The sequence below is a fragment of the Streptomyces sp. NRRL WC-3618 genome, from assembly GCF_001280005.1.
GTDB lineage: Bacteria > Actinomycetota > Actinomycetes > Streptomycetales > Streptomycetaceae > Streptomyces.
This window is the reverse complement of sequence record NZ_LGDW01000155.1, coordinates 17,630-43,067: the sequence shown is the minus strand read 5'-3', so window position 1 is coordinate 43,067 and position 25,438 is coordinate 17,630. Positions and strand designations below refer to the sequence as shown.

Genomic DNA, 25,438 nt, shown 5'->3' with positions numbered 1-25,438 from the left:
GGACGGAGCACGGCGCCGACCGAGGCGGCACTGGTGCAGTTTGCAGGAGCAGTCGCCTTCCGGGGGCGCGGCCTCGCCCGGCCGCGTCGTCCACGCGGGGCGGGATCCCCGGCCAAATGGGCCGTCACCGCACGGGCACGCCCTCGTGCGGTTGCCGTACGTCGAGTACGGGCGGGAGGCTCACCCCAAGCCGGCGTTCCCGGCCGACTTAGAAAGCGCTTGTCCGGACATTGGCAGACCGAGTCCGAAACCGTCAATCCTTCGCCCGCGCTGCCTGGGTCACGGTTTGGACTCCTCTGGCGACCGCGAGCCGTGCCGCACCCACCACGGTACCGAGATCACCGATCTGGCTGCTGACCACTTCGGTGGGCCAGCTCAGCCGCGCCAACTCGGCCCGCACGCCGGGCAGAAGCTGCGGAAACGCGCCGGTGCTGCCGCTCAGGACGAGCAGCCCGGGGTCCAGTACGGCGGTCACCGCGGCGGCCAGCCGGCCGACGTCCACCGCGTGCCGGTCGACGATCGCGCGGGCCGTGGCACCGCCCTGACCAGCCAGCGCGAACAATTGTTCGGCGGTACGGGGGCACGAACCGTCGGATTCCGGCCAAACCTCGGCGGCCCGGCGCAGCAGGGAGCGGGCGCCGATGTACTCCTCCAGGGCCTCGCGGCGGGGCTCCAGGTCGTCGTCCCACGGGTAGGGCAGCCGGGCGAGCTCTCCGGCCGCCCCGTTGGCCCCGGCCAGCACCTGGCCCCCCACGACGATGCCGAGACCGACACCGACACCGATCCGCAGATAGCCGAAGGTGTGCCGGCCGCGCGCCGCGCCCTCGTGCAGCTCGGCGAGCGCGGCGCAGTTGACGTTGTTCTCGAGGTGGACGGGCACCCCGGGCGGCAGCGCCACGGCCACCGCGTCGAAGACTGGCCTCGCCTTGGCGGTCGCCGGACGCACGGTGCCCTCCTCGGCGCGCGCGGCGACGTCACCGACGGCCACCACGATGGTGCGCAGCGGAGCGTCGGCGGGGAGCGCGGCCAGCGCCTCGCGCACCACGCCGGCGGCCTGGTCGCGGGAGCCGGTGGCCTCGGCGAGCAGGGTGCCGTCGAGGGCGCAGCCGCGCACCCGGGTCAGGGCGGGGCCGAGGTCGACAGCGAGTACGGCGCCGGCCGCGGGACCGAGTGCGTACACGGCGGCGGAACGGCCCGTACCGCCGGAGGCGATGCCCGAGTGGGCGGCGAGCCCGGCGGTCTCCAGCTCCGCCACGGCGGAGGACACGGTCGGCTTCGACAGGCCCGCCAGACTCGCGAGCTGCGGCCGGGTGGCCGTGCCCGCCCCGGCCAGCACGGCGAACACCGCGCTGGCGCTCTCGGTCAGGCGCGGGGCCTTCGCCACATCGTGTTCCACAGTCTCCCCAAGGTCGAGGGCCGCGCTCCCCCAACGGTTCGATGGCGTGGGGTGCGGCGACGGGATGCCCTGGCAGCGCGGTTTCCCGTCGCGTTCCGGCCTGGTCGGGCGGCCGTCGCGGTCGGGTGCGCGATACCTCTTGACACGCACTGTACTTCGTTAGTTAACTTCCTAACGAATGTCACGGTACTCGCCTGCCGTGTCCGCTCAGAGGCCCGTCCCGGGGCTTCCCAAGCTCCTCCGTACGCCAGGTTCTCCGCCCGGTTTTCGCCGGGTTCGCGCCAGGTTTTCGCTGGTCAAAGCACGGTTCGCCCGCCGTCACAGCCACAGCGGTACGACGAAAGAGGATCCGTGCAGGACTCCCCCTTCCCGCGCCCGCTCGTCGTGGGCATCGACGTGGGCGGCACCAAGACGCACCTGCGCGCCCGCGCCGGGGACGAGCTGGTCGCCGATCACATCCGCCCGAGCAGCGGCTGGCGGCCGCACGACCCGGTGGCCGCCGCCGACTGGCTGGCGGCGCTGGTCGCCGGTGCCCTGCCCGCGGGCGCGCGCCCGGCCGCCGTCGCCGTGGGCGCGCACGCCTGCGAGACGCCCCGTCAGTGCGCCGAGATCCGCGCCGCCCTGCGTCTCCACTTCGACGCGCCCGCGTCGGTCGTCGGCGACGCCGAACTGCTCGTTCCCGCGGCCGGTCTGGACCGGGGCGCCGGGCTGGTCGCCGGCACCGGTTCCGTCGCGGTCGGCCGCCGCGAGGACAACACTCCCGTGCAGGTCGGCGGCTGGGGCGCGCTCCTCGGCGACGAGGGCGGCGCCGCCGGTCTCGTCCGCGAGGCCGTCCGCGTGGTGTGGGCGGCACACGACCTCGGCGAGGAGCCCGACGAACTCGCCAAGCGACTTCTCGCCGCGTTCGAGGTGCCCGACGTGCCCGCGCTCGGCGGGGCGCTGGAGGGCGCCACCTCTCCCTCCGCCGACTGGGGCCGGCACGCGCCGGCCGTGTTCGCCGCCGCCGAGGCGGGCTCCTCTCTCGCGGGCGCGGTGCTCACCGAGGGCGGCCGGTCGCTCGCGGCGCTCGTCGTCCGGCTCGCCGCGCGCGGTGTCCCGGTCGACGACGTCGTGGTCGCGGGCAGCACGGTCCTCGCCCAACCCGTCCTGTACGACGCCTTCGTGGCGTCCCTGGCCGAACGCGTGCCGCATGCCCGACCGAGGCATCTCGACGTGCCGCCGGTAGAAGGGGCACTGGCGATGGCCCGTTCACTCCTGTGACAGGTGCTGGTCGACGGGCCAACGCCGACCGGACACAACCCGCCCGTAGATCTTCGCTCGTGCGCTCGGGAAGGCGCCTTCGGCGCTCGCGTCACGAGCGCGCCACCAGTCGCAGTCACCCCCACCCCTCTATGGCCGTGCGGCCGTAGAGCTCCCTAGAACTCCAGAGAGGCAGCCGCATGCCGTCATCAGTCGGGCACGACTCCCCCGCGTCGGTCCGTGAACACGCCCTGAACCGCCGAGGGTTCCTCAGGACGTCCCTGGGCGCGTCGGCCGGAGTGCTGGCCGCGCCGACCGCCGTCGGCTGGCTGGCCGCGGCCGACGCGAAGGCGGCCACCGCGCCTCTCGCGTTCGTCGACGACTACAGCACCAACGTCGTCACCAACTCGACGCCCGAGACCAACGCGGTGATCCGCGCGCTCGGCGGCTTCGCCAAGGTGTGGAAGACCGGCGCCGCCTGGAACACGGGCACGCCGCTGCGGCCCGAGATACTGCGCGCCAACATGCGTTACTGCGTCCGCCTCACCCACGGCCGCACGGAGGAACAGGCGAGGGATGCCTTCGTCTACGACCGCCAGCACCAGAGCTACGCCATCATCGGCGGGCTCGGCCCGCTGGCCGATCTGTACCGTTCGGGCGCCAAGGCGGTCACCTCGATCACCTCCGCCCCCGACGGCATCCCGGCAGCCAAGATCAACGACGCCGTGCCGGCCGGCGCGCCCGCCGGGTCCGCGCTGGGCGCCGGGTCGTACGACTCGGACCTCGGCCAGGTGGCCAGGCTCGTCGACACCGTGCGCGGCGACTTCACCTCCAGCAACCCCGCCAAGCTCAGCTTCCAGTACCCGCGCCCGTGGCGGATGAACGAGAACAGCCAGGTCGTCGACACCGGAAAGACCGACGCGCTCGGGTACCCGGTCTACGAATCCGACGTCGTCGTCGTGCCGCAGCTGCTGCGCCAGCGCAGCGACACCCCGGCCGAGGACGGCGGTTTCCCCAGCGGTCACACCAACGCCTTCCATCTGGCGGCCCTGGCGTACGCGTACGCGGTCCCGGAGCGCTTCCAGGAGATCGTGACGCGCGCCTTCGAGCTGAGCCACACCCGGATCATGTCCGGTATGCACTCCACGGTCGACGTCATGGGTGGCCGGATCATGGCCACCGCGCTGGCGGCCGCCGTGCTGTTCAAGCCGGAGAACACCGCGCTCAAGGCCGCCGCGCGCAAGCAGGCCGCCGAGTACTTCCAGGCCAAAACGGGCACGACGGCCGACACCCTGTTCGCCTACGCGCACTCCGACGCCGGCGACAAGTACGCCGACCGGGACGCGAACCTCGCCCTGGTCACGCCCAAGCTGACGTACGTCCTGACCCGGCAGGGCTGCTCGACTCCGCTGACCGTGCCGAAGGGCGCCGAGGTGCTGCTGGAGACGCGGCTGCCCTACCTGACGGCCGCACAGCGCCGGGACGTGCTGCGCACCACCGCGCTGCCCTCCGGATACGTCCTGCTCGACGGCTTCGAGCAGTGGGGGCGGCTCAACCTGTTCGCCGCGGCGGACGGTTACGGCTCCTTCGAGTCCGACGTGACCGTTTCGCTCGACGCGGCGGCCGGTGGCTTCGGCGCCGCCGACGCGTGGCGCAACGACATCGACGGCCGGGGCGGACTGACCAAGACCGGCACCGGCACGCTCACGCTGACCGGGCACAACAGCTACAGGGGCGGGACGGACCTCACGGCGGGCACGCTGGTCTCGGCCTCGGCGCACGCGCTGGGCCGCGGCGACGTCCGGGTGCTGGGTGGGACGCTGCGGGTGACCGAGCCGGTGCGGGTGCACGGCACGTACGCCCAGCGGTCGGGAACGCTGGCGGTCACGCTGCGCAAGGGCTGCCACACCGAGGTCGTGACGGTGACCCGGCGCGCGCTCCTGGAGAAGGGCAGCGTCCTGTCGCTGACCCTCGACGCCGAGAACCCGCCGGCCGTGGGCAGCGTCGTCCGCGTCATCGGCGCCGCCGCGCTGCGCGGGCAGTTCGACCGTATCGAGGTGGACTCGGACCACGTCCGTGCCGTACCCGTCTACACGGCGGCAGGTCTGTCGGTACGACTCCTGAAGCGGTAACAGGTGCGGGGCGGGAGCTGATGCGAGAGTGGGGCCATGGCCCGGCTCCGGATCACTCCCGCCACCGCGGGGCGGACGATCACGCGCGATCAGCACACGGTTCTCGCCCCCGTGACTCCCCCCGACGCGGTGACCCCGCCCGGCTGTGCGCCTCCGGAGGAGGTCCTCCCCGGCGCCGCGCCCCCGATCCCGACCCGACGTGCGCGACTTCTCGCCCGTCTCGGACGCCGTCGACGCCTGCTGGTCCCGCTCGTCGTGGCCGTCCTGCTCCTCCAGATGGCCGTCGCGATGATCACGACGGCGGTGGAGCAGACGCCCACCATCGACGAGCCCGTGTACGTCGCCGCGGCAGCCGTCTATCTCCACGAGCACAGCCTGCGGCTCAACCCGGAGCACCCGCCGCTGGGCAAGCTGGTCATCGCCGCCGGAGTCGCCGCGGCCGGCCCCCACTTCGACCGGGGCTACGACGGCGACCAGAGCCACGTGGGCCGCCATCTGCTCTACGAGTCCGGCAACGACCCCTGGCGTCTGATGCTGTGGGCGCGGCTGCCGGTGATCGCGCTGACGCTGCTCTTCGGGCTGGTGGTGTTCGTCTTCGCTCGTGAACTCGCCGGTGTGGTGGGCGGGTTGGGGGCGCTCACCCTGTACGCCTTCTCGCCGGACGTCGTCGCGCACGGTTCGCTGGCCACGCTCGACGTACCGGCGGCCGGGTTCGTGCTGACGTCGGTGTGGCTGCTGTGGCGGGCGCGGCGGCGGCCCCTTCTGGGTCTTCCGCTCGCCGGAGCGGCCCTCGGGGCGGCCGTGGCCACGAAGATGAACACCCTCGCCGCCGTCCCCGTGCTGCTTCTGCTGGCCGGCCTGTCGGTGTGGCGTGCCCGGCGCGGCACGGCGGCTTCGGGAGCGCGTCTCAGCCTGTTCGCGCGCGCCGCGGCGGGCGCGGCAGTGGCGGCGCTGGTCGCGATCGCGGTCGTATGGGCCGCGTATCTCGCCGTCGATCCCCGGCTGCGCTGGACGCCGGCCTCCGGGGAGGTCCCGGCCGTGCACGGGCTGCGGGGGCTGCTGACCGGCCTGCTGCCCTTCCCGGAGGCCTACCGCGACGGAATGCGGCTGCAGTTCGGCCTGGACAACGCGCACTGGGAGGGCTTCCTCTTCGGGCGGCACTACGCGGGTTCCCTCTGGTACTACCTGCCGGCCGCACTCCTGGTGAAGACCCCGATCGGCGCGCTGGTGCTGTGGACGGCGGGCACGGCAGCGTTTTTGACGAACCGTCAACTTCGGTGCGGCGCGCCCTACTTGCTGCTTCCAGCGGCTGTGCTGCTGGTCGCGGCCATGGACAGCCGGCGGGACTTCGGGGTGCGGTACGCCGTCTTCGTGCCGATGTTCGGGGCGGTGGCGGCGGTCGGTGTGCTCGCGCTGCGGCGGCGGTGGGTGCCGGTCGTGGCGGCGGGGCTGCTGGCGTTCGTGGCGGTCAGTTCGCTGCGCACCTTCCCGTTCTATCTCCCTTACGCCAACGAGGCGTTCGGCGGACCGGCCAAGACGCACGAGCGGCTGCACGACTCCAACGTCGACTGGGGCCAGGACCTGGGGCGGCTCGCGGACCGGCTGCGCCATCGGTACGCGGGCCGGCACGTCTGGCTGGTCTACAAGGGCAGCGGTGTGCCGTCGTACTACGGGATCCACGCGTCCGATCCGCGCCGTCAGGCCGAACGGAAGGTGCGCGGACTGCTGGTGGTGTCGGACTCGTCGGTCGCCAAGGCGCGGGGGCGGCTGGCGCGGCTGATCCACAGCAGCCACGAGGTTGACGAGGTCGGCCACTCGATCACGATCTTCCGCCGGTGAACGGTGAGCTATGTTGAGTCGCTGTGGGAGACGAACGAGGCACATCGGTGCCATCGCCGCAGCAGGCTCGCGCCCAGGCGTCCGCCATCACCTCGGGGAAGACGGCCCCGGAGGTGGAAGCGGCGCCGGCCTCCCGGCTGCGGGAGCTGTTCGACGGGCCTCGGCTCTCCCCCGGGCAGCGGCGCATCGCGCAGTATCTGATCGAGCACATCACCGAGGCCGCGTTCCTGTCGATCACCGACCTGGCGGACCGGGTGGGAGTGAGCCAGCCGTCCGTGACGCGGTTCGCGGCGGCCGTCGGCTTCAGCGGCTACCCGGCACTGCGCGAGAGGCTCCAGGCCATCGCGCTCAGCACCCTCGCGAGCGCGCCGGGCACGGCGGAGGAGAACCGGAGCAACGAACTCCAGGCGGCGGTGGACGCCGAGATCGCCAACCTGGAGAACCTGCGCCGGGACTTCGCCGACCCGGACCGGGTGATCGAGGTCGGCCGTAATCTGTCGCGCTCGACTCCGCTGACCGTGCTCGGCCTGCGTATCTCCGGGTCGTTGGCCGAGTACTTCGCCTATGCCGCCCGCCGTATCCACCCCGACGTCCGGCTGGTGACCCGGGGCGGCAGTGTCGCCTACGACGCGCTTCTCCAGTCCCGGGGCGCCGGGGGCACCTGGGTGCTGGCGTTCTCCATGCCCCGGCACGCGCAGGAGACGCTCACCGCGGTGCAGGTCGCCCGGCGGGCCGGGTTGCGGGTGGCCCTGATCACCGACCTCGCCCTCGGGCCGCTGGCCGACGAGGCCGACATCGCCTTCGCCACCGGCACGGGGTCCCGGCTGGTGTTCGACTCGTACGCCGGGCCCGCGGTGCTGTCGGCGGCGCTGCTCCAGGCCATGACGGACGCAGATCCGGAGCGGACACAGGGGCGCCTGGAGGAATACGAGCAGAGCGCCGACCTCCATCAGTTCTTCCTCCGGGAGTAAGTCGGCCGTCCGCGTCCTCGTCCGGGCGTATGGGGTTTCATCCGGATTCATCCCGTTCCGTTCATGAATTTTTTTATACTTCTTGCAAACCGGACGGCATATATAAATACTGCTCACGGATCGCGTCCAGGTGGGACCCGGGACTCGTTCCAACGCCCCGCACACTCGCTGCCGCCGTCTCCTACCCGCGTCGGCGCTCGGGTGTCCGGACGGGTGTCGCCCGTGCGAACGCCCGTTGCGGCCCCGGCCATCCCCTGGGCCGGGGCCGCTGCATCCCGTCGCACCACCTTTCGGCGCCGTACACCCGGAGCGATCCATGCCCACGATGACCATGACGACCACGCGGACCAGCCCGGACTGGCCCTGCCAGGTCAAGATCCCCGGCAGCTACGACTGGGAGCGCTCGGCGGTCAAATGGCTGCGCGAGCTGGTGCCGACGCGCTACGCCGGCTACCCGACGCTGATCCGCCACCCCGTCCTGTTGGCCCGCCACGCGCACATCCAGGTCCAGCACGAGATCCGGGTCGCCCGCACCGCCCTCCAGACGGCCCGCGCCGACCTCCCCGGCCTCGGCCTGAGCGAGTCGGTCATCGAGCACACGATCAAGATGTACGCCGCCGAGGTGCTCCAGCTCCAGCACATCGCCCGCAGCATCCGCGCGGTCACCCAGGCCCTGGTCGACACCCACGCCGCCCGCTGAGCCCACCGCCCGCCTGACCGGTGCGCCCGTTCAGGACCCCGTACGGGACTCCAGGTCCTTACGCGTGTCGTCGCCGTAGACGCCGGACTCGTCGCCGCGGATGCCGTACCAGAGCTGGAAGCGGGCCACCGCCTCGGTGAGGGCGGTGTCGTAACTGCCGCTCGTGGCGCCGCCGGTGTAGACGTCCGGGATACGCAGCAGACGTTGCTGCAACTCGGCCACCTCGGCGCCGCTGTCCCCTTCCCGCAGGGTGCCGGCGCCGTCCGGGTCGGCCGGTGCCGGTGGCGACGGGGTGGGGACCGTGGCGGGGACGACGGCCTGGGGCGCCGGCCGGACCTCCTCACCCTCGGCTCTGTCCGGGACCAGCAGGGCCGCAGCGAAGCCGACCAGGGCCGCCGCACCGACGGCGACCCCGATGGCGGCGCGGCGCAGGTTCGGGCCGAACCCGAAGCCGCTGCGCGTCCGTTGAGTCGGCTCGGCACGTCGGCGGCGGCTGACGGGCGGCAGTTCCTGCGTCGCGTCCTCGGCGCCGGGCGCGGGCCGGGGCAGGTCCACGAACTCGTAGCCCTCCGGGATTCCGGCCATCGCCTCCTCGTGCTCCCGCATGAGCTGCGCCAGTGCCTCGGTTCGGCGACGGCGCACCACGCGCGTCGGCTCCAGGGGTCGGCGGCCTTGCGGCCGGCCCGGAGCGGGCGGTGTCGACACTCTGCTCCCCTTCCCTGCGGGTTCCCGGATGTTCCCCGCGTACCAACTGCGACGGCCCGCGCACGGTGACGCGACGGCTCCTTGCAGTGATACGCGGGCGGGGGCCCCTGGGTTCAGTGCATAGGGCACGGCTTACGGGGAGCACGGTGTCCGTCGGCGGGAGGCGGCGCCGGTCGGGCTCACCGCCACGGCTGATCCCGCGCCTCGCGTGAACCGTCGGCGGGATCGGAAGTGCACTCAGTTCCCCATACCGAGCGCACTGAGTGCCATCGGTCTCGGTCTGATGCTAGTTTCCCGTTCATGACCAAACCGCCCATGCGGGACGCCCTGGTCGCGGCGGCCTTCCAGTTGTTCCTGGAGCGGGGCTACGAGCAGACGACCGTGGACGACATTGTGGCGCTGGCCGGGGTGGGGCGCCGCTCCTTCTTCCGCTACTTCCCCGCCAAGGAGGACGTGGTCTTCCCCGACCACGAGCGGTGCCTGGCCGACATGACCTCCTACCTCGCCGACAGCACCGAGGACGCGGAACCGGTCGGGCGGGTCTGCGCCGCCGCCCGCAGGGTACTGCTCATGTACGCCGAGAACCCGGCCTTCTCCGTTCAGCGCTACCGCCTCACCAAGAAGGTCCCCGGGCTGCGCGCGTCCGAACTGTCGGTGGTCTGGCGGTACGAGCGCGCCCTGGCCGCGTATCTGCGCGGGCGTTTCGCCGGCCGGCCCGACGGGACGCTCCAGGCCGACGTGATCGCGGCGGCCGTCGTCGCGGCCCACAACAACGCGCTGCGTTCGTGGCTGCGCTCGGACGGACACGGCGACGTGACCACGGCCGTCGATCACGCCCTGGACTACGTGAAGGCCACCTTCGGCACTCCGTCCGCGACTCCCGGCCGGGACACGCCCGAACCCGGGTCCGAGGACGTGGTGGTCGTCATCTCGCGGCGTGGGGCACCGATGTGGCGGGTCGTGCAGGAGATCGAGTCGACGCTCGCCACTCCACGGGAGGATTGAGGGTACGCAGTACCTTTACGCGTGACACTGAGTGCCATACCCTGAGGCCGTGCACGGTGGCACGGCGCACCGCGCACGCACTTCGGATCAGCCCGAGCGCAGGGAGACGACACCGTGTACCACTCACCAGGCGCCACGCGTCCGCCGGTCGGCGGCTCCGCCACGGGGTTGCTCGACGCCCCGGCCTCCACGAACACTCTTGTCTTCCAGCGCTGCGGCTGGTGTGCCACCGCGATGTACCACCGGCTGCTGTGCCCGGTCTGCGGGGGCAGTGACCTGCGTACGGAGCGCAGCGAGGGCGCGGGCACCGTCCGGCACGCCACGGTGGTCAACCGGAACACGCCGGCCGCGCGCAATGTGTCGCTGGTCGAGATGGCCGAGGGCTTCGTCGTACGCGGCCGGGTGATGGGCCCGGCCGTCGGCATCCACAGCGGGGACCGGGTCCGGCTGTCCACCGCGAAGGACCCCGTGCGCGGTGAACCGGTGTTCCAGCTCCTGGACGAGCCGTACCGGGCCTGGATCTGACATATCGCCACCTTCTGCCGCCCTGACGGCGTGCCTGTTCCGCGCCTCGCCAACCACCTTGATACGCACCGCCATTGATCGTCCTCCACAGGCAACCCACAGGTCCTTGATCCCGTCCTCCGGGGCAAGAGGGGCTGTCGGGAATCCGCGGCTCCTGAGCAAGGGGCATGAGGAGGAGACCGTTGCTACGTGCGCGGCGAATATGGGTCACCGCTGCGGCGGTACTCGCGGTGGTGGCGGGATCACCCGTCGGGGCGCAGGCGCAGCAGCCGACCCGGTCCGGGGTGGCGGCCGACGAACAGCTGCCCTCGGGCTGGCAGTTCACCGGTGACGGTGCGCAGCGGCAGCTCGAGTGGCGTTCCGGCAGACCGGTACCGATGGGTGACGCGCGTGTCGAGTTCTACGCGGGCGACCAGTTGCTCGGCCGGCCCGTCGCCGCGAAGGACGGCCGGACGTACCGGCTCCCGCTGGAAGAGGCCCTGAAGGCCACCGGGCTCAAGGGAGCCAAGGCGTTCTCGGACCTCCAAGTACTCGCCGGTGGACGCCGGTTGGACGCGGCCGGACAGGCGGCGGCGCCGAGCGGACGACGCGCGCCGGTCACGCTGCCCGCCCCGGAGCCGGCGAACCCCGTCGACCCCGGCAAGCCGGGCTCGTACCGTACGGTCTCGGGCGAGTACACGCTCGACTCGGTGAAGCTGCCCGGGATGGCCGTGCCGGTGGAGATGAAGGCCGTGGTGGTCGCGCCGACCGGGACCACCGGCCGCAGGCCGCTCGCGTTGTTCCTGCACGGACGCCACTCCACCTGCTACAAGCCCGGCGGCAACGATGTCAGCGGCGCGTGGCCCTGCCCGGCCGGCGAGAAGCAGATCCCGAGCTACCGGGGTTATCTGCGCGACCAGAAGCTCCTGGCGTCGCAGGGATACGTGACGGTGTCGATCTCCGCCAACGGCATCAACGCCCAGGACGCCCCGCTCGAGGACGCCGGGGCCCAGGCCCGCTCCTCCCTCGTACGGCAGCATCTCGCCCACTGGGCCGACTGGATGGCACACCGGCCCTCGGCGCCCGCGATCGTCCGCAGCGCACCGCCCGCCGACCTCTCCCGGGTGCTGCTGGTCGGTCACTCGCGCGGCGGCGAAGGCGTGAACCGCGCCGCGATGGACAGCCTGTACCGGCCGCCCGCCGACCAGGACGGATACCACGGCGCGGTGCGCTGGAACATCCGGGGCACCGTCCTCATCGGCCCGACGATCTTCGGGCAGAACCCGGTCGCCGATGTGCCGTCGATGACGATTCTGCCGGGCTGTGACGGCGATGTGTCCGATCTCCAGGGCGAGTTGGCCGTGGACGGCACCCGTGGGATCAGCAGCGGCACCGCCCTGCACAGCGCGGTGTATGTGATCGGCGCCAACCACAACTACTTCAACAGCGAGTGGACGCCCAGGCAGGCGCAGGCACCGGCGGAAGACGACTTCTGGCCGGACCCGGACCAGCGTGACCCGCTGTGCGACATGGGCACCAGGACCCGGCTGACCCCCGACCAGCAGCACAAGGCGGGCGCCTCCTACATCGCGGCGGCGGCCCGGCTGTTCGTCGCGGGCGATGACCGGGTACGTCCGCTGCTCGACGGCTCCGGCCGGCGGGCGCCGTCGGCCGACCCGGCGCGTGTCCTGACGCACGCGGTGGGCGCGAACCGTTCGGCCGGCATCCTGCCGGACGGCGCGGTGACCGTGCAGGGCGCCGGCGGACGGCTCTGCTCGGCCATCGACGACCGTCTCTCGGTCAGCTGCCTGGCCCCGGACGCCGGTCAGTCCCCGCACTTCGCGAGCTGGATGACGCAGCGGGAGGTGGGCCGCCGGGCGGTCGCCGTCAAGTGGTCGCAGCCGGGTACCCCGGTGCGAGTCACCCCCGCGCGACCGGTCTCCCTCAAGGGCGCCAAGGCCCTCGCACTGCGGGTCGTCGTGCCGCCCAACACCACCGGTACCCAGCTGGACGTGTCCGTCACCGACACCGCCGGCAAGCGCGCCACACTCGGCCGGGTCCGCGTCGACGGACTGCCCGGAAGCAAGCGGACGGCCTCGTACTGGGCGCGGGAGGTCCGCGTACCGCTGTCCGCCGCCGCCCCGGCCGGAGTCGACCTGCGCAAGGTGCGCAGCGTGGAGCTGACTCCCCGCAGCCGCGCCGGACAGGCCTGGCTCATCGACACCTGGGGCTGGCGACCGGGTACCCCGGCGGTACGCGCCGCCGCGCTGCCGCGCGTCGACCTCGGACGGCTCACCGTCAAGGAGGGCGACTCGGGCTCCCGTGTCTACCGGATGCCGGTCCGGATCGCCGGTCAGGGCGCCGGCACGGTCCGGGTGTACGTCCAGCCCGCCGGGTCGGAAACGGTGACGAGCCGACTGGTGACGGTGCGTCCGGGCCAGCAGAGCATCGACGTGCCGGTGACGGTCAAGGGCGACACCCTGTTCGACTACGACGCCTGGAACTACGTGTTCGTGAAGGCGGTGCGCGGCACGGTCATCGGCTCGTACCTCGGCGGGGTGACCGTCGCGAACGACGATCCCCGGCCGACGGTCACCGTCAGCCCGGTCGCGGACCGGGTCACCGAGGGGAAGCCGCTCACCTGGCGCGCGACCCTCTCGGCGCCCGCCCGCCCCGACATGAACGCGGTCTTGGAGGTACTCCCGGTCACCGGTGGCACGGAACTGTCCACCACGGACGTCGACCCGACGTGGCTGACGAACGTCTCCGGTCAGTCACCGCTGCCGGCGCGGCCGTTGTCCTCGATCGAGGAGCTCAACCTGTGGGTGAACATCCCGTCGGGCTCGCTGAGCGCGGAGCTGAGTGTGCCGACGGTCGCCGACAGCGTGGCTGAGCCGGCGGAGTCGCTGCGGTTGCGGCAGGTGACCTTCGACGACGAGACCGGGGACCCGACCCCGGGTCCGGAGTTCACCGGGACGGTGCTGGACGCCTCGTAGGGCGTAGGACGCGAACAGGACGCGAAGTCCCTTGCGCGTCACTGAAGGTGGGGCCGCTTCCCCTGCGGGGCGGTCCCACCTTCAGCTGTTTCTAGACGAGAGTGATCCGGATGCCGACCGTGCCCGTCCTTCCGCGCCGCAGCCGGCTGCCGAACAGGGTGAGCCGGCCCAGGACGCCGTACTTGCGGGCGAGGAGCTGCCGGTAGACGTCGGTCGCGCTCTGGCCGAGGATCTCGGCGGTGGCGGGGACCGAGTCGCCGGTCGGGTTGCCACGGACGTCGCAGGGGCCGACGAGGACGTCGGCGCGGTTGCGGATCCGCTTCACCTTCCACGCGTCCGCCGCCGACCAGGCGCCGAGCGCGTCCCCGTCCCGCACCACCCAGACCGGGGTGGCGACGGACGTGCCGTTCTTGCGGTAGCTGGTGATCAGCAGGTACTTGCCCGCGCCGAGCCGGTCCAGGGTGCTGGTGTCGTCCATGGGCGGGAGTCTAGGTCCTGGACGCCGCCTGCCACCCGACGCCTTCTTCTCCTCGCCCGCTCTCACCAGCGCGGCAGGCGCCGCTCGTACTCCGGCCGGATCCGCCGCATGTACCCGGTGTCGTCCCGGTCCCGTATCCCGGAGTCGAGGTAGCGGCGGTGGGCCCGGTCGAGGGCGGCGGGGTCGAGCTCGACGCCCAGACCGGGGCCGGTCGGCACCTTCACCGCGCCGTCGCGGACCTCGATGACGCCGGGGACGATCACGTCGTCGGCCGAGTTCCACGGGTAGTGCGTGTCGCAGGAGTGCGCGAGGTTGGGGACGGCGGCGCCGACGTGGGTCATCGCGGCGAGGCTGATGCCCAGGTGCGAGTTGGAGTGCATGGATTCCAGGCGGTGTTGGGGTCGAGACGCAGCGGGTGTCCGGGGAAGGCCTCGGCGAGCGCCCGCATCGCGGCGATCTCCTCGTCGGGCGGGAAGACACCGCCCTTGAGCTTGAACGAGGTGAATCCGTACCGCTGTCGCATCAGCCTGGCCTGTTCGACGACCCCGGCCGGATCGAGGGCCTCGCCCCATTCGTCACCGATGGCCTCACGGCCGTCGAGGGCGGGGTGTTCGGCCCACTTGTAGAAGAGGTACGCGGCGAACGGCACGGCGTCCCGGACCCGGCCGCCGAGCAGGTCGCTGACCGGGCGGCCGAGCAGCTTGCCCTGGGCGTCTAGACAGGCGACCTCGACGGCCGACGTGGCCCAGCCGCGGTCGTGGGACCGGGGCACCGTCGGCGCCAGGACGGCGTCGATCGCGGCGGCGACGGCGGTCGTGTCGAAGACGTCCATGCCGACGACCGCCTTGGCGGCCGACTGGAGCCGCTCGAGGCGGGCACTGCCGCCGGGCGACTCACCGAGGCCCACCGTGCCGTCCTCCAGGACGAGTTGGAGGACGCAGCGCAGGGCGAGCGGCTCGTGCACACCGTCGGCGTTGAGCAGCAGCGGCGGGTCGCCGAACGCGATGGGGGTGACGACGAGTTCGCGGATACGGGTGCCGGTGCCGGTGCCGGTGCCACTCATGGTCGTACTCCTGTCGTCGTTGGGGCCGCCGCTCATGCGCGGACCGCCTCCAGACCGTGGTCGATGAGTTTCGCCAGCCGGGCCACGTGTTCCGGCGTCGGGTCGAGCAGAGGCGCCCGGACGCCGCCGACGTCCAGGCCCCGGAGGGTCACGCCGGCCTTGATCAGCGACACCGAGTAACCCGGTACCTCGTCGCGGAGTTCGACGAGCGGCCCGTAGAACTCGTCGAGGAGCCTGGTGACCAGGGCCTCGTCGCCCTCTCCCAGCGCCCGGTGGAACGCGGTGGCGATCTCCGGGGCGAAGGCGAACACGGCGGACGAGTACAGGTCGACGCCGACGCCCTGGTAGGCGGCGGCCGTCATCTCGGCGGTCGGCAGGCCGTTGAAGAAGGCGAAGTCCTCGCCACCGGGCAGCGCCCGTACCGTACGGACGATGCGGTGCATACGTTCGAGGTCGCCGATGCCGTCCTTGAGGCCGACGACGCCGGGCAGGCTCGCGATCTCGGCGGCCGTGGCCTCGGTGAGGCGGGCGGTGCCGCGCTGGTAGAAGATCAACGGAAGCCCGGCGGCCGACGTCACCTCACGCGCGTACCGCACCAGCCCCTGCTGCGGTGCGGTCACCAGGTACGGCGGCAGCAGCAGGATGCCGTCGGCGCCGGCCTCCCTGATGCGGGCGGCCTGGTCGAGGGCGACGGGCACCGGACCGCCGGCGGCGGCCAGCACGGGGACGCGTCCGGCGGTCGGGGCGACCGCGATCCTGGTCGCCTCCTCGATCTCGGCCGGCGTCAGCGCGTGGAACTCGCCGGTGCCGCAGGCGACGAACACCCCGCCGGCGCCGGCCGCGCCCCCGGCCTCGATGTGCCGGGCGAGGCGTTCCCCGTCCAGCGTTCCGTCCGGCCGGAAGGGGGTGACCGGGAAGAACAGCACTCCTTGGAACTTCATGTCTCTCTCAGACGTGGGAGGTTGGGGAATGTCAGCCCTTGGTGGCGCCGGCGGCGATACCGGTGACCAGCGAGCGCTGGAGCAGCAGATAGACGATCAGGCTGGGGACGAGCGCGATGACCGCGCCCGCCAGCACCACCCCGGAGCCGACCTGGGGGTCGGTGCGCAGGACGGACAGGGCGACGGTCACCGTGTAGTCGGTGGGGTCCTTCGCGGCGATCAGCGGCAGCAGGTACTGGTCCCAGATCATGATGAAACCGAGGACACCGGCCACACCGAGCGCCGGCTTGCACAGCGGCAGCACGATCTGCCACAGCATGCGCAGCTCGCCGACACCGTCGAGGCGGGCGGCCTCCTCGATCTCGTCGGGGATGTCCTTCATGAACTCGGTCAGCATCATCACCGAGAAGCCCCAGGCACCCAACGGCAGGATGACGCCCCAGACGGTCCCCTTGAGGTCGAGGTGGACCACCGGGACGTCACCGAGGACCAGGGAACTGGCGACGGCCGCCCACTGGAGCAGCGGCGGGCGGGCTGTCGTGCTGGTGCACGACCGGCAGAACATGCTGACGGAGGAGCGCATCAAGTGGCTCAAGGGCGCCGCGCGGATCGGCGGCCTGAGGCTCGTCGTCGCACGGGACGACGCCCGGGTCCAGCTGGCCGACTTCCTCGCCGGAATCGCCCGCAGCGTCGCGTCCCACGAGCTGAACGGGCGCGGGGACGCGACCCTCACGGCGCTGCTGCGGCCGTATGTGGACGCCCGGTCCGTATGGGGCCACGAGCGCAGCCAGGGACAGCTTTTCGGGGCTGTGCACAACGAATCCGTCAGATCGCTCGCCAACATCAACAACCTTGTCTAGATTGCCTGTTGACACTTTCTCGTAGTGCAGGAGCTGCCCCCGTGCCCGAGAACTCACCGGCCCCGTCGCTGCACTCGCGCATCAACTCGCGACAGCCGCACACGGCCCGGATCTGGAACTACTGGCTCGGTGGCCGGGACCACTACGAGGTCGACCGCGCGGCCGGTGACCACATCCGTGAACTGCACCCGGGCATCAGCGAGTACGCCCGCGCGGACCGACTCTTTCTGGGACGGGCCGTACGCCATCTGGTCACCGAGTGCGGGATACGGCAGTTTCTCGACATCGGGACCGGCCTGCCGACCGCCGACAACACGCACGAGGTGGCCCAGCGGCTCGCCCCGGACACCCGGGTCGTGTACGTGGACAACGATCCGCTCGTCATGGTCCACGCACGCGCCCTGCTCACCAGCGCGCCCGAGGGGTGCACGGACCACGTCGACGAGGATCTGCGCAACGTCGACGCGATCATCGAACAGGCCGGGCGCACCCTGGACTTCACCCGGCCCGTCGCCCTGATGCTGCTCGGGGTGGTCATCTTCCTCGGCGACGACGAGGACCCGCACGGTGTCGTACGACGGCTGGTCGACGCACTTCCCCCGGGCAGCCATCTCGCGCTCTCGCACACCATCACCGGCCCGGCGCTCAGCGATGTGGACGCGGCGGTCCGGTACTGGAACGCGCACGGCACCCCCCGGCTGACCCAGCGCCGCATCGAGGAGGTGGCGCGCTTCTTCGACGGTCTGGACCTCCTGGAGCCGGGCGTCGTGTCCTGCTCGCACTGGCGCCCGGAGGGCTCGCCCGCCGGGCAGGACGAGCCGGCGGAGGTCGCCATGTACTGCGGAGTGGCCCGCAAGCCCTGACGTGATGCGCGGGATCTTGGATGGGGTGAACACGAACCCCCGTCGCCACGTATGGAAGTGAGGGTCACTCAACGACCGGAGGGCCCCGCGGTGTCGCCACCGCGCGTTGAGGGTTCGGGAGCCATTTGATGAGGCACGCACGACGACGGATCGTCCGGCGAGCGACACGGCTGGCGGCCGTCGGCGGAGTCATCCTCGGCGGAGTGATGGTCACCCAGGCCGTGGCGAGCGAACCGCCGCCGACCAACCTGACCTTCAGCTCCGCCCGGGCGGCCGGCACGACCGGCAGCGATCTCGTCACCGAACTCGGCACCGACCGCACGGCGGGCAGCTGGATCGCGGCCGACGGGAAACCGGTCGTCGCGGTGACCGACGCCCAGGCCGCGGCGGAGGTGGAGAAGGCGGGCGCCCGCGCCAAGGTGGTCGACCACAGCATGAACGACCTGAAGTCGGCGACGCAGACGCTGCGTTCGGCGCCTCGCGTGGCGGGCACGGCGTGGGCGGTCGACTACACGAAGAACGAGGTGGTCGTCCAGGCCGACAGCACCGTGTCGGCCGCCGACTGGGCCAAGCTGTCCGAGGTCGCCAAGAGCATCGGCGGTTCCGTACGCATGGAGCGCAGCCAGGGCACGTTCACCACCCGTATCAACGCGGCGCAGCCGATCCTGTCGACCGGCGGGCGCTGCTCCGCCGGCTTCAACGTGACCAACGGCTCGGCCGACTTCATCCTCACGGCCGGTCACTGCGGGCCCAACGGTTCGGTGTGGTTCGCGGACGCCGGTGCCTCGCAGGAGATCGGCAAGACGATCACCGACAGCTTCCCGATCAACGACTACTCGCTGGTCCAGTACAACGGCGGCTCAGCCGGTGACGGCGCCGACGTCGTCGCCATCGGCAACGGGCGGGGCGTGCGGATCACGGGTGTGGCCGATGCGACCGTCGGGCAGAAGGTGTTCCGCAGCGGCAGTACGACGGGTCTGCGCGACGGCAAGGTGACCGGGCTCAACGCCACGGTCAACTACCCGGAGGGCACGGTGTCGGGCCTGATCGAGACCACCGTGTGCGCGGAGGCGGGCGACAGCGGCGGCCCGCTGTTCTCCGAGGGCATCGCGCTCGGGATCACCTCGGGCGGCAACGGCGACTGCAAGACCGGCGGTACGACGTTCTTCCAGCCGGTGACCAAGGCGCTGGCCGCGCTGAACGTGCGGCTGATCGGCCAGGCGGGGCAGGCGGCCGCTCCGGCGCCGTCCGCGACGGCCCCGCAGAGCGCTGTCGCCCCTGGGGAAGCCCAGCCGGGCTCGGTGGCGCCGGTGACGGGTGGCTCCGCCGGGGAGGCGCTGCTGGAAAGGCTGACGGACCCGAAGAACGTGGGCCCGGGGCTGCTGATCGTGGGCGGCAGCCTGATCGCTCTGGTCGCCACACGGTGGTTCCGGGTGGAACAGGACCGGAGGAACTACCGCAGGTCGTACTCGGCGACCTGGAGCTAGGCGCTCCGCTGGTTCGGCGGTTCTTTGGCCGCCGGGCCGGTGGGGGCTGGTCGCGCAGTTCCCCGCGCCCCTTACGGGGCGTGGGGCGAACCGTCCGCGGAACAGGGATTCCGGGGGAAACACTGAAGGCCGGGGCTTTCGCGCTCTGTGCGCGGCCCCGGCCTTGTCGGCCAGACGTCGTACGAAAAAGTGGTCAGGCGTCGCATCCGGGGTGCGGGGAGACCGCGGCCCATTCGGCGACGAGCTGCTGATAGGTCAGCCGCTGCTCGCTGTTGAGGATCCCGCCCGACCGGAGCCAGAGGGCCCGGATCTCTTCGTTGACGTCGGCTGCCGAGCGATCGGGGGCGGATTGAAGAGTCGTGGACATGCTGTGAAGCATATGTCGCCCCGGGCGAAAGCTAAATCAATTAATTCGGACTATTCCGGCATTACTGACCGTGTTGCTGATCACGTCGCTCACGTCACTCTCCCGCTCCCCGCCTCGGAGTTCACCGGTCGGCCGCCCCCAGCACCAGCACCTGAATGGCGAGTACGGCGGCTCCGCGCGCCCAGTCGTGGAAGTCGGAAACCTTGGTCTCCAGGTTGACCGGGTCCGCCAGCGGATGCCGGTTGGCGCGGATGCTCTCCTCGACCGCCCCGCCGGCCGCCTCGACGAGCCCTACGCCCTCTCCGGCGAGCAGGATCTTCTGGGGCATCGCGAAGTTGGCGATCTGCGCGACCAGCGTGCCCAGCGCGCGGGCCGCCTCGTCGACGACGCGGGCGGCCATGGGCTCACCGGCGGCGGCCCGGGCGAGGATCTCGTCGTACGTCAGATCGTGGCCGGTGGCGGCGCGGATCTGGTAGCGGATGCTGGGGATCGCGAGCAAGGAGACGGCGCTGCCGCGCTCCCCGTCCGGGGTGAGCGGGCCGTTCGGGTTGACGATCCAGTGGCGCCCTCTGCCCAGGCCGTCCTCCGACGACAGCACACGCCGGCCACCGCTGACCAGGCCGTAGCCGAGGCCCGCTCCAATGGTGAGGACCGCGAAACGGCCGAGGCCGCGGCCCGCGCCGAACCAGCTCTCGGCCTCGACGAGTGCGGTGACGTCGTTCTCGACGACCACCCGCAGCCCGGTGCGCTCCTCGACGAGTGCGGCGAGCGGGACGTCGTACCAGTCGAGGAAGACGGAGTCGGCGACCACCGAACGGTTCTCGACGCGCCCGCCGACGCCGATCCCGATACCGGCCACGGCGGGGTGGGCGGCGGTCAGTTCGGCGGTCATCTCGCCGACCAGGTCGGCCACGTAGGCCGGTTCATGGGTGGCGAGGGGCCGGTCCAGGCGGGCGACGACCTCGCCGCGCAGCGTGGTGACGACGCAGTGGACCATGTCGTCGGTGATCTTGAAGCCGAGGAAGGCGCGGGACTCGGCGACGACATCGAGGGGCTGCGAGGGGCGCCCCTGACGCACCTCGGCCGGAGAACCGGCGTCGGGCACCTCGACGAGGAGTCCCGATTCGAGCAGCGGTTTGGTCAGCCGGGTGAGGCTGCCGGCGGACAGGTCGAGCCGCCGGGCGAGTTCGGCGCGGGACAGCGGGCCGTGGACGAGCACCTCGATCGCCACCGAGCGCTCGCCGGCGCTGAGCGGCGGCCACCCGTCGGTCGGTGCGGTCAGTGCGGTCATGGCGATTAAACCCCACCTTTTCTTTCGTGATGGAACTAACAGCACCACCATACGACGGGACCGCCCGCCCGAAATGCCACTGACCCACACCTTGACGGGTGAATTCTTCCACCGCAAAAGTAAATACGGGGATCGCCTTCCCGGTCACCCCCGAGCTCAACCTGTTCCTCGACCAGTGAGACCACTGGTCGAACAACGCCAGAAGGGCACGCACACCATGACGTTCTCCCTCGGCATCGTGGGCGCCGGGCAGTTCTCCGGCCAGTTCGCCAGGCTCTTCCGCGCCCACCCGGGCGTCGGCGAGGTGTACGTGACCGACCTCCTGCCGGAGCGCGCGCAGCAACAGGCCGCGGCGGAAGGGCTGTCGGGCACGTTCCCCTCGTACGAGGCGATGCTGGAGTCACCGGCGGTCGACGCGGTCGCGATCTTCACCCAGCGCTGGACGCACGGCCCCCTGGTCCTCCAGGGACTCGGCGCGGGCAAGCACGTGTACTCGGCGGTGCCGATGGCGGTCACCGCCGAGGAGATCGGCGCGATCATCGACGCCGTACGGGCCACCGGGCTCACCTACATGATGGGAGAGACGAGTCACTACAACCCGGCGACCGTCCACGCCCGCAACCAGATCACCGAGGGCGCCTTCGGCAGGCTCTTCTACGCCGAGGGCGACTACGTCCACGACATGGACCTCGGGTTCTACGAGGCCTACCGGTACAGCGGCGGCGAGAACTGGAAGGCGACCGCCAGCTATCCCCCGCTCCTGTACCCGACGCACTCGGTGGGCGGGGTGCTCGGCGCCTGGCAGACACACGCCGTGAGCGTGTCGGCGATCGGGGTACGGGACGAGCGCGGCGACGGCGTGTTCGACAAGGAGGTCAGCCAGTTCGACAACGACTACTCCAACGCGAGCGCGCTGTTCGAGGTCGCGGGTGGCGGTTCGTTCCGTACGAACGAGTTCCGGCGCGTCGGCTACCCCTCGCAGATCCGGGAGTCGCGGTTCCGGTTCTTCGGTACGGACGCGAGCATGGAGCAGCTCGCCACGGTCGCCCTGTGGCAGGACAAGAAGGGGGTCACGGACATCAGCGAGCTGCTGGAGCCCAAGCCCACCATGTCTCCTGACGATCCGTCACTTCAGCACATCGCGCCGGACCTGCGGGCCGCGTTCACGTCCGGCTCGGCTCCGGTGCACGACCGCTCGCGCCTGCCGAGGGAGTTCGACGAACTGCACAACGGCCACGAGGGCAGCCACCACTTCCTGGTGGACGACTTCGTGACCGCGGTCAACACCCGCACCCTGCCGTCGGTGAACGCATGGGTGGCCGCGCGCTACACCCTGCCGGGCGTCGTGGCGCACGACTCGGCGCGGCAGGGTGGGGTGCGGCTGACGATCGAGGACTTCGGGGACGCGCCCGAGGCCTGAGGCCTGCGGCCCGGAGCGAGGGACGGCCGGGTGCCTCAGGTGCCCGGCTTGCGGCCGTAGATGAAGACGTCGTCGCCGTTCCTCAGCAGCGACCAGTACTTCTTGGCGTCCTTCTTCGTCATGTTGGTGCAGCCGTGCGAACCCGGCGGGTTCCACATGCTGAGGCCCACCGAGTGGAAGGCCTGCCCGCCGTCGAAGAACTGGCTGTAGGGCATCGGCACGTTGTAGATGTCCGAGACGTGGTGGAGGTCCCGCCAGTAGATCTTCTTGAGGCCGGTGCGGGTCTCGTAGCCGTCGCGGCCGGTGCGTACCGGTACCGGGCCGTAGACGAGACGGCTGCCGTCCTGGATCCAGCTCAGCTGGAGCGTGAGGTTGACGCAGGCGATACGGCCCTTGTTCGTCGGGCACTTGCCTTCCTTGTTGGGCCTGTTGCCGACGGCCCTCTGCTTCAGCATCAGGTCCATCACACCCCAGGTCACGGAACCCGCGTAGCCCTGGTTGGGGGTGATGCCGTGCTTGGTCTGGAAGGCCCGGATGGCCTTGCAGTCAGCGCTCGACTGCACGCCGTCGACGGGCCGGCCGAGGAACTTCTCCACCTTCTTCTGGTACGGACCCGACTGCGTCGTGCAGCTCGCGGCCTGCGCCGGGGCCGTGCCGAGCACGAGCGTCAGCGGGGCCACGAGCCCCGTGACGCCGAGCGCCACCACGCCTCGTCTGCGTATGTCCCCCATGGTGGGAACCTCTCTCCTGTGTGATGTGCGCGGACCGGCAACAACTTTCTCTGCCTGCAATGACCTGCGTGTCGGCTGATCGGTTGTAGAGCGGCCCGAGGTGGGACGAAACAGTGACATTCGTGACCCGCCCATCTCGTCGGCCGCTGGAGGCGCCGTGTCGGTGTCACGGGCCGACCGTACTGTCCCGGAGATCAACTGCCCAGATACCGTTCGGACATGTCCGCGTTCATTCAGCAACTTCCCGCTCTCATAGGTGTCGTCATCGGCGCCCTCGGTTCCTACTGGGCCGTCGTCCGAGGGGAACGGGTCCGCTTCCTCCGCGAGCGGGAGGCGCGTTGGGAGGAGCGGCGGCTGTCGGTGTACACGGACTACGCGCGGGCGCTCAAGAAGTCGGTCACCCTGACCTACCGGGTCGCGGCGAGCCTCGGGAACGACCCGCATCCGCATCCGCTGACGCCCGAGGAGGCCGCGCCGCTGATCGAGGAGGCCACCGGCGCCCGGGACCCCTACGGGGAAGCCCTGTTGATGCTGGGCGACCCCGAGGTGGTGGCGAAGGCCCGGGAGTGGGTGGTCACGCTGCTGGAGATGGAGGCGTTCCTGCGGGAGCGGACCGAGAATCCGGGGGCCTGGCAGGCACTGCTGGAACGCCAGCGGGCCGGACGTGAGGGCTACTACACGGCCGTACGCAACGACCTGGCGCTGCCGCCGGGTCACTCGGCCCGCTGGCCGGTGCTGCCGGTTCCCGGGGGCACCGGAAGCACCGGAAGCACCGGGGACTCCGGAGGCAGGACCGGCGGCGGCTGACCTACTCCTCCCTCCTACCGGTATCCGCTCGCGTCCGCGGGCTTCCCCGCGTCCTGGACCTCGACCAGGTAGCGCCAGGCGTCCGGACGGCTGCCGTCGAGGTCGGTGAAGCCGTAGACCTGTGCGAGTCCGCCACTGGAGAGGGACTCGCCGTTCCAGCGGGCCACATCGGGGTCGGCCGCCAAGGCCGTCACGGCGCGGCCGACGAAGCGCGGGGTCTCCGAGATGGCGAAGTGCGGAACGGTCTCCAGGGCGTCCCGCCAGTTCTCCTCGCGGACGCCGTAGTGCTCCAGCATCATCTCGGAGCGCAGCCAGCCCGGGGTCAGGGCCACGGCGGTGGCGCCGCGCGGGCCGAGTTCATGGGCGAGGGCGAAGCCCATGCGCAGGACGGACGACTTGGCGAGGTCGTAGAAGAAGGAACTCCGGTAGTTGGCGCGGTTGTAGTCGGCGGTGCCGTCGGTCATCTCGACGACCAGGCCACCGGGGTTGCGGAGCAGCAGGGGCAGCGCGAAGTGACTGGTGATCGCGTGGGTCTCCACGGCCAGGCGCAGCAGCCGCAGCCCCTTGTCGAGGTCGTGCTCCCACACGGGGCTCTCCCACGCGAAGAGGTTCTCGCCGCCCCAGACGTCGTTGACCAGGACGTCGAGCCGGCCCTGCTCCTGGGCGACGCGGTCCACCAGCGCCCGGACCCGCTCCGGCTCGAGGTGGTCGGTGGGTACGGCGATGCCGTGGCCGCCGGCCTCGGTGACCAGGTCGGCGGTGTCCTCGATGGTCTCCGGCCGGTCGTACTCGGAGCGCCGCTGCCGGGTGCTGCGGCCGGTCACGTAGACGGTGGCTCCGGCGGCCCCGAGTTCCACGGCGATGCCGCGTCCGGCGCCACGGGTCGCCCCGGCTACCAGGGCGACCCTGCCTGTCAGTTGCCCGGCCCGAGCCCCTTCGTCCCGCTGCCCGTCCAGGGGGCTCTCCGTCGTCCTCGGCATGGCTGTGTCTCCTCCGTACGTGCGCGCGAGCGCGACCGACCCGGTCGGCGACCGGCGTCACGTCCAGGGTGTCGCTGATACCGGACGTCCTTTGTCGGGTATTCCGCTCACGGCATGCCGAAGCGCGGGCAGTTGTTCCGCCAGCGGATCCAGGCCCACGTCCTGACGGCGTTCCTCGACCGTCTCGGGCTGGCGGATGGGGTACGGGCAGAGGGTGCCGGCGTCGATGCGCGTGCCGTAGTACTGCGGCTGGCCCAGCTCGACCGCGCAGTGGTCGGCGATGTAGGCGTGGTGCACGGCCGGGCAGCCGCCGTCCGCCACGGCTTCCGCGATCAGATCGCGGCAGGTGAGCTGGAAGCCGAGGTCGGCGGTGTGCAGCAGGATCATCAGGGCGGCCGTCGAGGCGGACTCGCCGACCTGACCGGCCTCCGGCCAGCCGCGCCGGGCCACCACCGCTCTCAGTGCGTCGGCGTTGGCACCGCGGCACCGGGTGACGAAGTGCCGGTTGAGCGCCGTGGGCGTCTCCCGGGCCAGCCGGGTCAGCCGCTGGTCCTCCGCGGCCCGGCGCACCAGTTCGGCGGCCAGGGCGGTCTGTCCCGGCTCGGCGGCCGCGCCGCGCGCGCTCTTTGTGGGTGGTGCGCTCCTCATACCGTTCTCCTGACC

21 protein-coding genes and 3 pseudogenes are annotated in these 25,438 nt (G+C 71.6%); 13 read left to right on the top strand and 11 right to left on the bottom strand.

The annotated features are described in order from the left end of the window. Window positions 1–253: 253 nt before the first annotated feature. Entirely contained in the window at window positions 254–1,384 is a 1,131-nt protein-coding gene (locus ADL01_RS17105; protein ID WP_234354672.1) for an ROK family transcriptional regulator, read from the bottom strand. A 363-nt stretch (window positions 1,385–1,747) separates the two neighbouring features. Between ADL01_RS17105 and ADL01_RS17100 the strand changes: the two genes are divergently transcribed. The 5 genes from ADL01_RS17100 (at window position 1,748) to ADL01_RS17080 (ending at window position 8,277) form a co-directional block, all read left to right on the top strand. Beyond that, on the top strand, window positions 1,748–2,656 hold the full coding sequence (locus tag ADL01_RS17100) for an N-acetylglucosamine kinase (RefSeq protein WP_053742862.1): 909 nt from the start codon (window positions 1,748–1,750) through the stop codon (window positions 2,654–2,656). Window positions 2,657–2,835: 179 nt separating this feature from the next. After that, window positions 2,836–4,767 (top strand): phosphatase PAP2 family protein, encoded by a 1,932-nt coding sequence (locus ADL01_RS17095; RefSeq protein ID WP_053742861.1) that lies wholly within the window; start codon window positions 2,836–2,838, stop codon window positions 4,765–4,767. 36 nt (window positions 4,768–4,803) lie between these two features. Then, a complete protein-coding gene (locus ADL01_RS17090) occupies window positions 4,804–6,606 on the top strand; it encodes an ArnT family glycosyltransferase (protein WP_053742860.1) in 1,803 nt (600 codons plus the stop codon). Window positions 6,607–6,653: 47 nt separating this feature from the next. Continuing rightward, entirely contained in the window at window positions 6,654–7,577 is a 924-nt protein-coding gene (locus ADL01_RS17085; RefSeq protein ID WP_053742859.1) for a MurR/RpiR family transcriptional regulator, read from the top strand. A 325-nt stretch (window positions 7,578–7,902) separates the two neighbouring features. Further along, complete coding sequence (locus ADL01_RS17080) at window positions 7,903–8,277, top strand: hypothetical protein (RefSeq protein WP_053742903.1); 375 nt, start codon at window positions 7,903–7,905, stop codon at window positions 8,275–8,277. A 30-nt stretch (window positions 8,278–8,307) separates the two neighbouring features. On the opposite strand, the gene ADL01_RS17075 is transcribed toward ADL01_RS17080, so the two are convergent. After that, window positions 8,308–8,982 (bottom strand): peptidoglycan-binding domain-containing protein, encoded by a 675-nt coding sequence (locus ADL01_RS17075; RefSeq protein WP_053742858.1) that lies wholly within the window; start codon window positions 8,980–8,982, stop codon window positions 8,308–8,310. A gap of 315 nt (window positions 8,983–9,297) precedes the next feature. Here ADL01_RS17075 and ADL01_RS17070 point away from each other — a divergent pair, with 315 nt between their 5' ends. The 3 genes from ADL01_RS17070 (at window position 9,298) to ADL01_RS17060 (ending at window position 13,487) form a co-directional block, all read left to right on the top strand. Further along, the gene (locus ADL01_RS17070; protein WP_053742857.1) at window positions 9,298–9,987 is read left to right on the top strand and encodes a TetR family transcriptional regulator; all 690 of its coding nucleotides are present in this window, start codon (window positions 9,298–9,300) and stop codon (window positions 9,985–9,987) included. 114 nt (window positions 9,988–10,101) lie between these two features. Then, window positions 10,102–10,512, top strand: coding sequence for a Zn-ribbon domain-containing OB-fold protein (locus ADL01_RS17065; RefSeq protein ID WP_053742856.1), 411 nt, complete (start codon window positions 10,102–10,104; stop codon window positions 10,510–10,512). Between the two features lie 182 nt (window positions 10,513–10,694). Continuing rightward, complete coding sequence (locus ADL01_RS17060; protein WP_053742855.1) at window positions 10,695–13,487, top strand: hypothetical protein; 2,793 nt, start codon at window positions 10,695–10,697, stop codon at window positions 13,485–13,487. Between the two features lie 91 nt (window positions 13,488–13,578). On the opposite strand, the gene ADL01_RS17055 is transcribed toward ADL01_RS17060, so the two are convergent. From ADL01_RS17055 to ADL01_RS17040, 4 genes and pseudogenes are all read right to left on the bottom strand, one after another. Further along, window positions 13,579–13,965, bottom strand: a complete 387-nt coding sequence (locus tag ADL01_RS17055) for a PPOX class F420-dependent oxidoreductase (RefSeq protein WP_053742854.1) — start codon at window positions 13,963–13,965, stop codon at window positions 13,579–13,581. Between the two features lie 62 nt (window positions 13,966–14,027). Then, a pseudogene (locus ADL01_RS17050) lies at window positions 14,028–15,028 on the bottom strand (enolase C-terminal domain-like protein). Window positions 15,029–15,060: 32 nt separating this feature from the next. After that, window positions 15,061–15,969, bottom strand: coding sequence for a 5-dehydro-4-deoxyglucarate dehydratase (locus ADL01_RS17045; protein ID WP_053742853.1), 909 nt, complete (start codon window positions 15,967–15,969; stop codon window positions 15,061–15,063). Between the two features lie 31 nt (window positions 15,970–16,000). Further along, window positions 16,001–16,477: pseudogene (locus tag ADL01_RS17040) on the bottom strand (carbohydrate ABC transporter permease); the annotation flags it as partial. Here ADL01_RS17040 and ADL01_RS17035 point away from each other — a divergent pair. The 3 genes and pseudogenes from ADL01_RS17035 to ADL01_RS17025 all read left to right on the top strand — a co-directional run. Next, window positions 16,467–16,829, top strand: a pseudogene (locus ADL01_RS17035) (hypothetical protein); the annotation flags it as partial. The pseudogenes ADL01_RS17040 and ADL01_RS17035 sit on opposite strands and share 11 nt — an antisense overlap. Before the next feature lie 41 nt (window positions 16,830–16,870). Next, the gene (locus ADL01_RS17030) at window positions 16,871–17,692 is read left to right on the top strand and encodes an SAM-dependent methyltransferase (RefSeq protein ID WP_053742851.1); all 822 of its coding nucleotides are present in this window, start codon (window positions 16,871–16,873) and stop codon (window positions 17,690–17,692) included. Window positions 17,693–17,820: 128 nt separating this feature from the next. After that, complete coding sequence (locus tag ADL01_RS17025) at window positions 17,821–19,179, top strand: S1 family peptidase (RefSeq protein ID WP_053742850.1); 1,359 nt, start codon at window positions 17,821–17,823, stop codon at window positions 19,177–19,179. Window positions 19,180–19,372: 193 nt separating this feature from the next. On the opposite strand, the gene ADL01_RS17020 is transcribed toward ADL01_RS17025, so the two are convergent. Both ADL01_RS17020 and ADL01_RS17015 read right to left on the bottom strand, forming a co-directional pair. Continuing rightward, the gene (locus ADL01_RS17020) at window positions 19,373–19,558 is read right to left on the bottom strand and encodes a hypothetical protein (protein WP_053742849.1); all 186 of its coding nucleotides are present in this window, start codon (window positions 19,556–19,558) and stop codon (window positions 19,373–19,375) included. Between the two features lie 109 nt (window positions 19,559–19,667). After that, window positions 19,668–20,837, bottom strand: a complete 1,170-nt coding sequence (locus ADL01_RS17015; protein ID WP_053742848.1) for an ROK family transcriptional regulator — start codon at window positions 20,835–20,837, stop codon at window positions 19,668–19,670. Window positions 20,838–21,054: 217 nt separating this feature from the next. Here ADL01_RS17015 and ADL01_RS17010 point away from each other — a divergent pair, with 217 nt between their 5' ends. Next, window positions 21,055–22,257 (top strand): Gfo/Idh/MocA family protein, encoded by a 1,203-nt coding sequence (locus tag ADL01_RS17010; protein ID WP_053742902.1) that lies wholly within the window; start codon window positions 21,055–21,057, stop codon window positions 22,255–22,257. Window positions 22,258–22,292: 35 nt separating this feature from the next. On the opposite strand, the gene ADL01_RS17005 is transcribed toward ADL01_RS17010, so the two are convergent. Further along, the gene (locus ADL01_RS17005; protein ID WP_053742847.1) at window positions 22,293–22,988 is read right to left on the bottom strand and encodes a L,D-transpeptidase family protein; all 696 of its coding nucleotides are present in this window, start codon (window positions 22,986–22,988) and stop codon (window positions 22,293–22,295) included. A gap of 219 nt (window positions 22,989–23,207) precedes the next feature. Between ADL01_RS17005 and ADL01_RS17000 the strand changes: the two genes are divergently transcribed. Beyond that, window positions 23,208–23,795: a hypothetical protein gene (locus tag ADL01_RS17000; protein ID WP_053742846.1), complete on the top strand. Its 588-nt coding sequence runs from the start codon at window positions 23,208–23,210 to the stop codon at window positions 23,793–23,795. A gap of 14 nt (window positions 23,796–23,809) precedes the next feature. Here ADL01_RS17000 and ADL01_RS16995 read toward each other — a convergent pair whose 3' ends face one another. Next, a complete protein-coding gene (locus tag ADL01_RS16995) occupies window positions 23,810–24,775 on the bottom strand; it encodes an SDR family oxidoreductase (RefSeq protein ID WP_053742845.1) in 966 nt (321 codons plus the stop codon). Window positions 24,776–24,832: 57 nt separating this feature from the next. Further along, a complete protein-coding gene (locus ADL01_RS16990; RefSeq protein WP_053742844.1) occupies window positions 24,833–25,423 on the bottom strand; it encodes a DUF6624 domain-containing protein in 591 nt (196 codons plus the stop codon). Window positions 25,424–25,438: the final 15 nt, after the last annotated feature.